The organism is Aequorivita echinoideorum, from assembly GCF_018476645.1.
GTDB lineage: Bacteria > Bacteroidota > Bacteroidia > Flavobacteriales > Flavobacteriaceae > Aequorivita > Aequorivita echinoideorum.
The window spans coordinates 50512-63025 of sequence record NZ_JAHCTB010000004.1; the positions used below are offsets into that span (position 1 = coordinate 50512).

Below are 12514 nucleotides of genomic sequence, written 5' to 3' on the forward strand. Positions count from 1 at the left end.
TTATAACCTAAAGTCTTCTATTTTTTTGTTCAGTTCCAACAAATCTGCTTCAGAATGAACCGATCTGCCTTTTAAAATTCGTATTAAATTGAATAATTTTTGTGTCTTTTCAATTGAATTACCGCTTTTTGTGGCCAATTTATTTATGAATTCCTCCGAGATTTCATTGGTATTCAAATAATATCGGGAGCGGATGGTTTCAAGGAAATATGTGATTTTTTTTGAAATAATGTTGCTGTAATCCTTATGCTGAAAATAAAGATCGCCAACGGTCTTTGTAAATTCCACTGAAGTATTCTCGAGCGGAGTTATTACTTCCACAATGCGCTGTTCACGTTTTCCTTTGAAAAGCATAAAAATCAAAAGCCCGCCAGCCAACACATAGTACGCCCAAGTGAGCGGTGCCTGATCCAGCACAAAACGCATGGGCGAGGTCACCACTTTTCGGCCGGTTTTTAAATATTCATCCCAATAGATTTTATCTGAAGCAATGTATGAAAGCACATTTGCAGCGTATTGGCCATTGTTTTTAAGCAAATAATAATTTGAAAAGGCCTCCGGTAAATTGTGCAGCAGAAATTTACCTTTCCCATAATTTACTTCGATGAAATTAAGCTCATCCAACTTTTTTTCTTCCGAAGCATAAAAACCCAATGCTTTGGTATTCAATGTATCAATATCTTCAAAAACCGATTTGAAGACTCCTTTTTTATACTTTGGCAACGAATCCATTTGCAAGCGGGAATTGAAAAAAGTAGGTTTTATTTCATTCTCAAGGATGTTATAATTGGTGTATGTTGAAATTCCTAAGCTATCGCGGAGCACATAGCCAACGGAACGGGAAGAAATAAAAACCGTGTTCCCAGCTTCGGTGTATTTCAGGATTTCTTCCAGTTGGCGCTCATCAAATGATATATTATCATTAATGAAAACATAAGCTGAATTGGCCTCATATTCATTTTTCACCAAAAATTCGTAGGGATCTTCATCAATTTTAGAAATTTCGGCATTTTTAAAAAGGGAATTTAATTCTTCAAAAAGAACAAAACCTCCAAAGGGAATTTTATCAAATGAAGTATAGCTCGTGCGCCAGTCTATGGGCTTTGGTCGCACAAGCTCTGTAATTACGATGGTAAGCAACGCGATACCAAAAACCCAAAGCACCCTTTTTGAACGTTTATCCAGCATATTTCATCTTTTGGTTTAAACGTTCAAAATCCTTACGGGCGTTTTGGAAACCGATTTTATCCAGCGCAAATTCACCATACCAAATGTTATCGTATAGATAAGAGATTTTTTTGAAATTTGATTTTAACTCCCCATCTTCAATTTCACGGTAATAGTCATTGTTGGTTTTTTCAAAATGCCAATGGATTATATTATTGAGCGAGAGCATTTTAAGCGATTTCAAATACATATACCTAATGGCCAAACGATAATTTTCCTCTTTCAAGGCGTTGTTGATATAGGCATCCAAATCTATATTTTCAATGTGTTCTTCTTCGATATTAAGTGGCGCCATTTCAGCACTTTTTCTGCTGAAAAACGACGAAGCGCTGTCGCCCACAAGCAATTTCACAATAATATAAGTGGCAAAAATAATGAGGATGGCGTAAACCAAAATTTCAATGATTTGGTACATTCCCGGCGAAAGCGTAAACCCAAAAAATTCGCCCATTTTATTGAAGAACCAAGATATAGCGCGGCCTATAAAATTTTCGGCTTCGCCTTCCATACTGTCATAATCGTATTCGCTGCCGGAATATTTTTTCGAAAAATCTTTGGAAAAACTTTTTTGTTCAACTGCGCTGCTATCAATTTTAACGGAAAGGCTGTCATGCACCGCGGCCATTACGGTGTTTAATTTCAAAAGAAATATAAATGTTATAAAAAGAAATCTATTCACCAGCGCCAATTTCATCAATACGTTTGCGGGTCAATTCATTATAGTTTTCCTCGTGAATGGAATAATAAAGAATTCCGTTTACAAATTGCGCCATGGATTGATTGAGTGTGTACAGTACTAATAGCAATGCCAAAGCGAGTGTCCAAATAACGTTGGCAACGGGCGAATTTACCAAATCCACACCGGAATCCAGCGAATGGAAAGCATAGATGCCAATGAGGATACCGGGAATCATTAAAACAACCATCATTAGGATTCCCAATAAGAGACCGATGACCAAATTGGTCAAAATACTTTTCCAGAAAAATGCCTTTAGCAAGGTCATCCCTTCGCTGAAAGAATCGGTTACATCCAGATTTTTATCAATCATTGCCATAAACGAAAGCCCCGCCCACGCGGTAAAAGCCAGTATCATTAAATAATAGGCAAACGTTCCCAGAACAGGAATAATGGAGACAATAATACCTACAACCATTAAAACTATATATGCCACAATCATAATTACGATGAAAAGGACAATCTTGCCCAAATTAGCCTTCACCATTTGCAGCACCTGTTTTTTATCCACGGTGCTTTTTTCGCCATTTTGATATTGAATGACGTATACAGCGGCCAAACTGTAATTAAGTACGGCAGTGATAATTATTAAAATGAAAAGTCCAATAAAGCCCGCGACCAAATACATTTGAGACGAAGAAATATCATTAGCTATACTGAAATTATTTGAGGTTTCGGCGAACGTTCCCACAAATCCAGTGACCAAAAGGTAGCTTACGCCTAAAAATCCAAGAATAAAAAGTCCGTTGTAACTGATAAAAATATTAAGGAAGGGCTTAAAATTCTTTTTGAAAAATTCGAAATAGGTAGAAATCATATCGCCAACGTCGCGGCGCTGTTTCAACTCAATTTTTTTGTGGAGCATGTCTTTTGTTAAGGGTAATAGGATAAATAATGTAATAGAAAATAATTAATGCGAAAGAACTAAAAATAATACTCATAGCCAACCATGTGGGCATATTACTGTAACGCGTTATGAAGCCTTCAATAAAACCGGCAATAATAAAAAATGGAATTGTACTTACTACAATTTTAAGTCCGTCCTTGGCGCCTTTTAAAAACGAAACACGCCGTGAATAGGTTTTAGGGAAAAGAATACTGTTACCCATCACCAATCCTGCGCAGCCTGCAACCACAATCACTGAAATCTCGATAGCGCCGTGCAACCAAATATTTTTTGAAGCCACGAAAAGGAGATCGCGGTTGTAAAAAAACGTAAAAAATGCACCCAGCATCACGCCATTGCTAAATAGAATATACGCCGTGCCCACCGAGGTGATAACACCAAACGCAAATGCCAAAAACGCCACGCGTATGTTATTTATAGTGATGCCCAAAAAAGTACCTATTTCGCTTCCGCTCTTGTAAATGGCGGTGGGATCGCCTTTGTCAATGTTGTTCAACGTTTTGTTTACATATTCATCACCCATAATCAACCGAACAAACGAATCATCATTCAACGCTGAAATGGAACCGACTGCGGTTGCAACAGCAAAAATCAAAAAAGCAAAAAATAAGGTTTTTTGGTATCTATAAAAGAAAGTGGGGAATTCGTATTTCCAAAAACTTACAATTCGGTTTTTGGTTTCCTTTCTATTCTTGTAAATTTTCTGGTGCGTTTGCGAGGCCAAGGAATTTAGATACTGAAGCGTCTTGCTTTCGGGATAGTACGTTTGGGCGTACGCCAGATCGTTGGTAAGCTGTATATAGTGGTCTGCGAGGTGGTCCGGACTTATTTCGGAATTTAATGTAATTGCCTTTTCAAAAGCAATCCATTTTTCCTTATTTTGCTTCACGAATGCTGCTTCCCGCATGTTCCAAAAATTTCGATAAATATAAAGACTTGCATTTACATGGCAAACTTAGCAATCAATACTACACAAAACGTAAATCTGGACTACAAAATAGTAAGTGTTGGCGAGCGCATTCTTGCTTTTTTGATTGATGTTTTTCTTTTTTCAATATACTTCTATATTGTGGAACTTGCCACCGCGGCAATGAACGTGGCCTTTAGCGATAATTGGACGGTTTTCGGCATTCAGCAATTGCTATTGTTGCCCGTCATGTTTTATTCACTGTATATGCACATACTTTTCAATGGAAGAACGGTTGGCAAGATGGCAATGAAAACCCGAGTGGTGAAAATGGACGGCAGCCCAGCACGCTGGAGCGATTATTTGATTTTATGGATGCTCCGCTTGGTTGATATTTGGATTTTTCTGGGGTCAATTGGTTTGCTTTCCATTATTTTTTCTGAAAGAGGACAACGGGTGGGCGATCACGCTGCGGGAACTGTAGTAATTTCCACGAAAAATAAAGTGAGCATCAACCATACAATTTTGGAAGAAATAGCCGAAGACTACCAGCCCAAATTCAACACGGTTACCACATTGACAGATAAGGATGTGCGGCTGATAAAAGAAACGTATTTAATAGCCAGAAAAACGAATGATTTTAAAACGTTGCATATGCTTCGGAAGAAAGTGGAAACTCTTTTAGGCACTTCATCAGATTTGTACGACGTTCAATACATTGATACCGTTTTGCGGGATTATAACCATTTTACCCAAAACATGTGAATTTAATTTTAGCCATTGACGTTTTAGGGACGATCGCCTTCGCAATTTCTGGTGTGCTCACAGCGCTTCACAAACGGTTGGATCCTTTTGGTATTTTAATAATTGCCTTTGTGACCGCAGTAGGCGGTGGCACATTGCGCGATATTTTGATAAATGCACCCGTAGCGTGGATGCGAAATCTCACGTATGTTTATGTAATTTTTGGTGCAGCGATTTTTGCTGTAATTTTCAGAAAAAGATTGGGTTATATTCGGCGATCACTGTTTCTGTTTGATACCATTGGGATAGCACTTTATACAATTGTGGGCGTTGAAAAAGGATTGGCCGCAGATTTTCCACCGGTAATTTGTGCCGCGCTGGGAACGATGACGGCGTGTTTTGGCGGAGTAATTAGGGATATACTCTGTAATGAAATCCCCATTATTTTTAGAAAGGAAATTTACGCAACAGCCTGTATTCTTGGGGCCACGGCTTATCTTTTTTTACTGAAAACGAATTTGACGGAAGATATTATTTTGATTATTTCGGGATCAATTGTGATAACGGTCCGTTTGTGCGCGGTGTATTTTAAACTTTCGTTGCCCAGTATTTATAGGAAGGATGAGCTGGAGGGTCCGTGAATTTGAGAGTTTATGCACTTAAGAGTTTAAAAATTTAATTGTTTATAGGTTTAGAAGAAAATAACCTTTATAAAAAGAATACTAAAAAGTATCAAAGCCAACCCCAATCCTGTTATCCTTTTGGAGTTTTTATTAAAAAGTGGCTCCATATAATTTTTAATTTTTTGAAATTGAAATTTGCCATTTTAAAATTGGGGCTCTCTATTTCAAAACCTTTGCGGTAATATATATATTTTGAAGTGGCCAATCGCCATCATCGGTTTTTACTTTTGAAATTTTCTTTACCACATCCATTCCCTTACTTACTTTTCCGAAAACGGTGTAATTTCCATTGAGATGGCTGGTGGAAGTTTGCGGGCCCAAAAAGATGAAAAATTCATACGGAGCGGTTTTTTTATCAGGATTTTCACGGTATTCCTTGGCACCGCTAATCGTGCCGTATTGATGGATTCTACCGGGAATTATTTCGGCGGGAAGCAAATAATCTGCTCCCAATTTTGCACGTTTTCGCGGGGTTGAAACAAGGTCACTGTTGCCGGCCTGAATGATAAAGTTTGGTACCACGCGGTGGAAAAATGTTTCGTTGAAATAATTCTGTTTTACCAAATAAATGAAATTGGCACGGTGAAGTGGCGTATTGGTAAAAAGTTCCAATTCAATATTTCCGAAACGGGTTTCAATCAAAACGTTGGTTTCGGGATTTTTTTCACCGTATTCGGTTAAAAATGAAACGACATTGTCATTGGTTATTTCAGGAAAATTTTCAGTTTCGTTTATTTTTTCGGAATTTTCATCAGTTTCAATTTCATCTTCCACATCTTTTTTTATTTCAGATTTGGTTTCAACCGTAGTTTCGGGGCGCTTTTTAGTATCTTCACAACTTCCGAAGAAAAGAATGCACGCACATAAATAAATTAACCCTTGCCTCATAATTAATGGATTTTCGCGAATTTGAAAAAAGAATTGTAAAAGTAACAAAATTGGAACTTCCCGGGGAAGAGGTTCACTTTAAAATGGCGCCCATTGAGCGTTTGGAAGAATTAAAAAGGGCTGCCGAGAAGCAAAATACTGCCAAGCGTGCCGCGGTTATGGCATTATTTTATCCTTCGGAAGATGGACAGACCCGCTTGATATTAATTCTTCGTAAAACGTATAAAGGCGTACACTCCGCACAGGTAGGTTTCCCGGGTGGCAAAGTGGAGGATGAAGATGAAAACCTTGCAGAGACGGCGCTGCGCGAAACTGAGGAAGAAGTTGGAATAAGTCGAAAAGCAATTTCAATATTAAAAAAACTGACCGAAATTTATATTCCGCCCAGTAATTTTTTTGTGCAACCATTTTTGGGAATAACCATGGAAACACCCCAATTTATCCCACAGGAAGACGAAGTTGAAGCTTTGATTGAAGTAGATTTGGCAGATTTTATGGAAGATGCAAATATTACCACGCAAACCTTGACTACTAGCTATGCCAAAAACATAGAAGTGCCGGCCTTCAAACTCAATGACCATATAGTTTGGGGTGCTACGGCAATGATGCTCAACGAAGTGCGGGAATTACTGAAATTGCTACTCTAATTGCAGATTTTAGTATATTTGTTTCTTCGCAATTGTTTTGAAAAAGTTGAATTATGACTATTAATACATGAGCCTATTCAAAAAAAATCCATTTGGACATTATCTTTTTTTAAAACTGTGGTTAATACGCATTGCCGGACTTTTAACGCACCGACGCTTTAAAGGCTTTAACGATTTACAGATCCACGGTAGCGAAATAATTAAAGTGCTGCCAGAGAAAAATGTATTATTCGTAAGCAATCATCAAACTTATTTTGCTGATGTTGCGGCCATGCTGCACGTGTTCAACGCCAGTTTGAGTGGGAGGGAAGATAGTATTAAAAATGTGGGCTATCTGTGGCAGCCCAAGTTGAATATTTACTTCGTTGCCGCAAAAGAAACAATGAAAGCCGGATTGCTTCCCAAAATCCTAGCATACGCCGGTTCGGTGAGTATTGAGCGCACTTGGCGGGAAAAAGGCAAAGATGTAAATAAACAGGTGAGGATGAGCGATGTAAGCAATATTTCAAAAGCTCTGGATGATGGATGGGTAATTACGTTTCCACAGGGAACTACAAAACCTTGGAAACCTATAAGACGCGGCACGGCGCATATCATCAAAAAGAACAAACCCGTTGTTGTTCCTATCGTTATTGACGGTTTCAGAAGATCATTCGATAAAAAGGGAATACGCATTAAAAAACGCGGTATTCTGCAGTCTATGGAGATTAAGCCCCCATTGCAAATTGATTATGAAAACGAGACCATGGAACAAATTGTGGAAAAACTGGAATTTGCCATTGAACAGCATCCGTCATTTTTAAAAGTGATTCCCGCAGCTGAAATTCAAAACGAAGAGGAATTGAACAAAGAGCGTCAGTGGCGCTATTGATTTTTGAACTTACATTTCGATTTTTTCCAGTTCCTTGTAATTGTTGTGCAATCTTCTCAGTAAAATTCCATACACAATCCTGTAGAAAAGCAGCATAATTCCTATTACAATCAATCCCAAAACAACTTGTATTATAAAGAATATCTGAAGAAATTCTTCTTCAGTCATATTCGGGTTTTGCTGAAGGTATTTATCGATTAAAGTAAAAAGTTGATGTTGATTGAAATAGTAATAGATATTTGTCCCAATCAATAAAAGCGCAGAAGTACTTACGCTATATATCACAAAATATTTTACCGTTTTGCGGGTCTTTATAATATTTTGCATCAATTCTTTAATAGAATCCGTGACCTTGATTTTGATGTAATTTCTGTAAAATAGAATGATAAAACCTATAAAGATCAAATAATTGATAATATTGAATGCCAAAAACACGCCATCCAATCCCATTTTTTCATTGATTTGTTTGCTTGATTCCGGTACAAAGAAAGATAGAACAGTCCACAGCACAATTTCGGCTATGCTTATGTAGAAAATCCACTTCACGATGGAAGAAGACTTTTTCAGAATCATTTTGTAAATGTCCTTATAGGAAAGCTGCGGGAGCGTTTCCTCTTGCTGCTGCCATTTTTTCTTTAATATATCTAATTCATCCATAGTGGGTTACGGATTTAAAACAGTTCGTAATTTTTCCTTGATCCTATTCATTTTCACGCGTGCGTTTACTTCGGTTATACCTAGTGTTTCTGAAATTTCCCGATAATTTTTATCTTCCAAATAGAGAAAAACCAAAGCCTTATCAATGTCATTCAAATCTTTTACGGCACTGTACATTAATTTCAATTGTTTTTCTTCGGTATCGTCATACGGTTCCGAAGCTATTTTGAAACTTACGCCTTCATAATCCTGGGTGTTTATGGTACGTTTTGATTTTCTATAGAGTGTAATAGCGGTATTCAGTGCCACACGGTACATCCACGTACTAAATTTTGAATCTCCCCTAAACTTGGGAAAGGCTTTCCATAATTGAATGGTAATTTCCTGAAAAAGATCATTGTGGGAATCTGAATCGTTAGTATATAAACGGCAGATTTTATGCACAATGTTTTGGTTCTCTTGCAGTTGGGTTACAAAACTATGTTCCAGCTCTTTGTTCAATGGTTGTTTGTTGGCTTTCTATTAGTGTTTAAAAAAATACTTTGTTACAAAATTCAAAAAAATAAACAAAGACCCATCCACATACTGTAATTTTGTAATCTACAATTAAAACCCATGAACATTCCCAACACCAAAAATCCGCGAATTATTGTAATTGGCGGTGGTTTTGCAGGCATCAACTTCATAAAAAAACTTAAAAAACTAAAGGCGCAGATTGTATTGTTTGATCGCCATAACTACCACACATTTCAGCCATTGCTGTATCAGGTTTCAACGGCCGGGCTGGAGGCGGATTCCATTGCATATCCACTTCGGAAAATTTTCAGAAAGCATACGGATTTTCATTTTAGATTGGCAGAAGTCAATAGAATTGATGCGGAACACAAGGAGATTGTTACATCTATAGGAAATCTAACTTATGACTATCTGGTAATCGCTACCGGAACGCGTACCAATTATTTTGGAAATGAAAATATTGAAAATAATTGTATGCCAATGAAAACCGTTCCGCAGGCTTTAAATATTCGAAGTTTAATGCTTCAGAATATTGAAAAGGCTGATATTACGGATGATGAAACGGAACGCAAAAGGCTGCTCAATTTTGTGATTGCCGGTGCTGGACCCACAGGGGTGGAGCTTGCGGGTGCTTTGGCAGAATTCCGAAAAGGAATTTTAGAAAATGATTACCCTGAACTCGATGAGGATGAAATGAATGTCCACATAATTGAAGGATTGGATAGAGTGCTGCCGCCCATGAGCGAAACGGTTTCAAAAAAGGCACAGAAATATCTTGAAAACCTGGGCGTACAAGTCCATTTAAAAACCTTTATTAAAGATTATGATGGCAAGACGGTAACCACAAAGGATGGCAAAAAGTTTGAAACCGCAACATTTATTTGGGCAGCGGGCGTTACGGGAGCATTGGTAAAAGGTATAGATGGGAAGGCTTTGGTTGAAAAAGCAAATCGTTATAAGGTTGATAAATTTAATCGAATTATAGGTTTTGATGCTATTTATGCGCTAGGCGATATTGCCTTAATGGAAAGCGATGCATACCCGAAAGGGCACCCACAGGTGGCGCAACCGGCTATTCAGCAAGGTAAAAATTTGGGTGAGAACTTTAAACGAATGTTTTCAAACAAAAAAATGGAGCCTTTTGAATATTTTGATAAAGGTACGATGGCAACGGTAGGTAGAAATAAAGCTGTCGTAGATATTAAGAAACTACACTTTGGAGGCGCCGTGGCTTGGTTTTTATGGATGTTTGTACACCTTTGGTTTTTGGTTGGTTTTAGAAACCGGGTCATTACATTCTTTAATTGGACATATAGTTATATCAATTATGATCGTGCCGCACGATTGATTATCAGGCCGTTTAAAAAGGGAATTTAGTTTTAGTTGACCTGATAATTAAATGACAAAAGGGTAACAAGACAGTTAAGACTAAAAGATTATACGAATAATTCAACTATTGAACCTTAACCGGAACTGGTCCACCGTTGGAAACCCAGCCACCGCCAATTTCGTCAAGATTTACGTCCAATTCATCCGTAGTTTCAATTTTCTTTAAATTCACGCGTACTTCATCATACGTGCTCACCTTTTTTAGGTTCACGTTCAATTCATCGTACGTATTAATATCAACTAACCGAACATCAAGCACATCTGTTGCAGGCACTAGTTTATATCCCTTTGGTATAGCGTTCGCAGGTTCTGGAACCGTTGCGTAGGCTGAGGGAATTACATTGAATTCCTTCACTACATTTATGGTAAGACAAATGGCTATTACTGTTAAAATAATTTTAGTGTAATTATCTGTTTTCATAAGTAAAAAATTTAAAATCTTGAATCACTAATCATTCCTCAAATATGTGACTAAACTAATTTCTTCGCTTTTTCCCCGTAGTTTTTCCTTTCCCAAATCTTTTTTGGTCACACCCTTTGGAAGTTTGTATGCTATATCGGCAAATTCCTTTGAAGCCAAAATTTCAACACCAAGTTCATTGCACATACTTTGAATCCTTGAGGTAGTATTCAGCACATCCCCTGAAAAAGCGATGTCACGCTTTATTTGCCCTATTTCTCCAACCATCACGGTCCCAAAATGGTATCCCACTTTGAAATTTGGAACCACACCATATTTTTTTAAATATTTTGGTGCTTTGTACGCAATAATTTGTTTCATGCTGTAAAAACATTGAATGGCATTTCCACGCTTCAGGCCCCATTTCATTTTCCAGGATACCACCACTTCATCGCCTACATATTGGTAAACTTCAGCGTGTGTTTGCACGATGGCGGGTGCTATGTGCCTAAAAAAATCCTTCAAAAAATTGAAATATTTTTCTTCGCCCAAACTCTCGGCTATTCCAGTGGCATTTTTAATATCGGCAAACATAAAAATGCGGCGTTCGTGCTTTGGCCTAAAATATTTTCCCCTCAAATAATCAGGAAATACACCGGGGCCATATTTATCATTCACCATTAAAACAATTAAGGTGATTAGTACAATCAACAACCAAATGAAATAATTTTTTATGAAAAGCCATGTAGCGAAAAACACGGGAACTTGCGATAAAACTTCCCAGCTGTAATAGGGGAGTCCTATTTCTTCACTATTCAAGTAAAGTGCACCAATAGTACCCACAAGCAATGCCGTGGCAGTGTATGCCAGAATCAAATAAATAAGGGCTTTCCAAAAAACCAATCGCCGAAGCCACCGTTCCATTAAATTTACGGTGAAAATGCCGCCGATAATTCCGGCAGAAATGGCAACTATAAGATTTGCGGTAAAAGCCGAATGAAAATCATAAGCCGAACTAAGCACGCCGTTGCTTTTAAGCGTGATAAACTCGTAAAAGAACATGATGTTGCTAATAATTGTCCACGCAACCAAAATCCAAAAGGCCCTTCTGGCATAAAACCAGATTTGCCGGCTGTTGTATCGTTCAAAATTAGGTTTTATGGCCATTACGCTTTTTTATATTTATCGTGAAGACCTTTTTTCTCCATTATAAGCGGAAGTATTTTTGCCAATCGTCGTATTTTGGTGCTTTCCTGTTTTGCTTCCGCAATATATTCTGAATATTCGCGGCGGCAACTGGGAGCTAAGGCCTGGAAATTTTTTTGGAGCAATTTATCTTTTTCAAGCGCCTCCCGTAAAAGCTGAGGTATTTCAATTGGCTTTTTCGCCGTTTTTTTCAATTCTTTGCCGGCTTTGGTATTTTCAATTGCTTCATTAATATATTCTGCGACCAAATTTTCATCAATTTCATCCTCTTTTGTAAAGCGCCACTGCCGCAACGCTTTTGTCACACCTTCTTGCGCATTCACCAATTTTTCCTTTTTATCCTGTAAAAAAACGCCTTGATGAAACCAGAGCGCTATGTGGTTTTTGAAATCTGAAATGGCCGCGACCATTTTCCCTTTATAGGTATATGTGGGCTTGCCCCATTTCACTTCTTCCTTGAGTTCGGTTTTTTTGAATATTTCGCGCAGTTGCGTTAGCTTGGTTTTCCATTGCGTTTGCTTTTCAAGAAAGGCATCCACTTTATCGGAATCGGTCATGGCTTTTTGTTTCGAAGATACCATTTTTGATAGTTTTACATTGCAATAAAAATTATTAATTGAAATGCTTCATTACGGTTCAGAACTTATTTTTTACAGTTCGGTAAATTCTCTTTTGAATTTTTTAGATTGTAGTGCAATTTTGAAATGTGAAATTTAAAAATAGAAATCAGAAAGAA

Annotated in this window: 15 protein-coding genes; 5 read left to right on the forward strand and 10 right to left on the reverse strand. The window is 37.7% G+C overall.

What is annotated here, in order from left to right:
- From KIV10_RS09450 to KIV10_RS09465, 4 genes are read right to left on the reverse strand one after another with little or no spacing between them, the layout of a single operon-like run.
- On the reverse strand, positions 1-1188 hold the full coding sequence (locus KIV10_RS09450) for a DUF4350 domain-containing protein (protein WP_214113271.1): 1188 nt from the start codon (positions 1186-1188) through the stop codon (positions 1-3).
- On the reverse strand, positions 1178-1906 hold the full coding sequence (locus KIV10_RS09455) for a hypothetical protein (protein WP_214113272.1): 729 nt from the start codon (positions 1904-1906) through the stop codon (positions 1178-1180). The genes KIV10_RS09450 and KIV10_RS09455 overlap by 11 nt, the downstream gene beginning before the upstream one ends.
- A complete protein-coding gene (locus KIV10_RS09460) occupies positions 1899-2828 on the reverse strand; it encodes a hypothetical protein (protein WP_214113273.1) in 930 nt (309 codons plus the stop codon). Before KIV10_RS09460 ends, KIV10_RS09455 begins: the two co-directional genes overlap by 8 nt.
- Positions 2809-3777 carry a stage II sporulation protein M gene (locus KIV10_RS09465; protein ID WP_214113274.1) on the reverse strand — a complete coding sequence of 323 codons (969 nt, stop codon included), beginning with the start codon at positions 3775-3777 and terminating at the stop codon, positions 2809-2811. Before KIV10_RS09465 ends, KIV10_RS09460 begins: the two co-directional genes overlap by 20 nt.
- Before the next feature lie 39 nt (positions 3778-3816).
- On the opposite strand from KIV10_RS09465, the gene KIV10_RS09470 reads away from it, so the two are divergent.
- Both KIV10_RS09470 and KIV10_RS09475 read left to right on the forward strand, forming a co-directional pair.
- A complete protein-coding gene (locus tag KIV10_RS09470; RefSeq protein ID WP_214113275.1) occupies positions 3817-4542 on the forward strand; it encodes an RDD family protein in 726 nt (241 codons plus the stop codon).
- Complete coding sequence (locus KIV10_RS09475) at positions 4539-5162, forward strand: trimeric intracellular cation channel family protein (RefSeq protein WP_214113276.1); 624 nt, start codon at positions 4539-4541, stop codon at positions 5160-5162. The genes KIV10_RS09470 and KIV10_RS09475 overlap by 4 nt, the downstream gene beginning before the upstream one ends.
- Positions 5163-5363: 201 nt before the next feature.
- Here KIV10_RS09475 and KIV10_RS09480 read toward each other — a convergent pair whose 3' ends face one another.
- On the reverse strand, positions 5364-6092 hold the full coding sequence (locus tag KIV10_RS09480) for a peptidylprolyl isomerase (protein WP_214113277.1): 729 nt from the start codon (positions 6090-6092) through the stop codon (positions 5364-5366).
- 5 nt (positions 6093-6097) lie between these two features.
- On the opposite strand from KIV10_RS09480, the gene KIV10_RS09485 reads away from it, so the two are divergent.
- Together KIV10_RS09485 and KIV10_RS09490 are read left to right on the forward strand one after the other, a co-directional pair.
- Positions 6098-6739, forward strand: a complete 642-nt coding sequence (locus tag KIV10_RS09485; RefSeq protein ID WP_214113278.1) for an NUDIX hydrolase — start codon at positions 6098-6100, stop codon at positions 6737-6739.
- A 67-nt stretch (positions 6740-6806) separates the two neighbouring features.
- Complete coding sequence (locus KIV10_RS09490) at positions 6807-7610, forward strand: lysophospholipid acyltransferase family protein (protein WP_214113279.1); 804 nt, start codon at positions 6807-6809, stop codon at positions 7608-7610.
- A gap of 9 nt (positions 7611-7619) precedes the next feature.
- On the opposite strand, the gene KIV10_RS09495 is transcribed toward KIV10_RS09490, so the two are convergent.
- Together KIV10_RS09495 and KIV10_RS09500 are read right to left on the reverse strand one after the other, a co-directional pair.
- Positions 7620-8267, reverse strand: coding sequence for a hypothetical protein (locus tag KIV10_RS09495; protein ID WP_214113280.1), 648 nt, complete (start codon positions 8265-8267; stop codon positions 7620-7622).
- 6 nt (positions 8268-8273) lie between these two features.
- The gene (locus KIV10_RS09500; protein WP_214113281.1) at positions 8274-8768 is read right to left on the reverse strand and encodes an RNA polymerase sigma factor; all 495 of its coding nucleotides are present in this window, start codon (positions 8766-8768) and stop codon (positions 8274-8276) included.
- A gap of 114 nt (positions 8769-8882) precedes the next feature.
- Between KIV10_RS09500 and KIV10_RS09505 the strand changes: the two genes are divergently transcribed.
- Positions 8883-10160 carry an NAD(P)/FAD-dependent oxidoreductase gene (locus tag KIV10_RS09505; RefSeq protein ID WP_214113282.1) on the forward strand — a complete coding sequence of 426 codons (1278 nt, stop codon included), beginning with the start codon at positions 8883-8885 and terminating at the stop codon, positions 10158-10160.
- Positions 10161-10236: 76 nt separating this feature from the next.
- Here the strand turns inward: KIV10_RS09505 and KIV10_RS09510 are convergent, their stop codons facing one another.
- The 3 genes from KIV10_RS09510 to KIV10_RS09520 are packed head-to-tail and all read right to left on the reverse strand — an operon-like array spanning position 10237 to position 12359.
- Positions 10237-10593 (reverse strand): hypothetical protein, encoded by a 357-nt coding sequence (locus tag KIV10_RS09510; protein ID WP_214113283.1) that lies wholly within the window; start codon positions 10591-10593, stop codon positions 10237-10239.
- 27 nt (positions 10594-10620) lie between these two features.
- A complete protein-coding gene (locus KIV10_RS09515) occupies positions 10621-11739 on the reverse strand; it encodes an adenylate/guanylate cyclase domain-containing protein (RefSeq protein ID WP_214113284.1) in 1119 nt (372 codons plus the stop codon).
- Entirely contained in the window at positions 11739-12359 is a 621-nt protein-coding gene (locus tag KIV10_RS09520) for a YdeI/OmpD-associated family protein (protein WP_246516259.1), read from the reverse strand. Before KIV10_RS09520 ends, KIV10_RS09515 begins: the two co-directional genes overlap by 1 nt.
- Between the last annotated feature and the right edge of the window lie 155 nt (positions 12360-12514).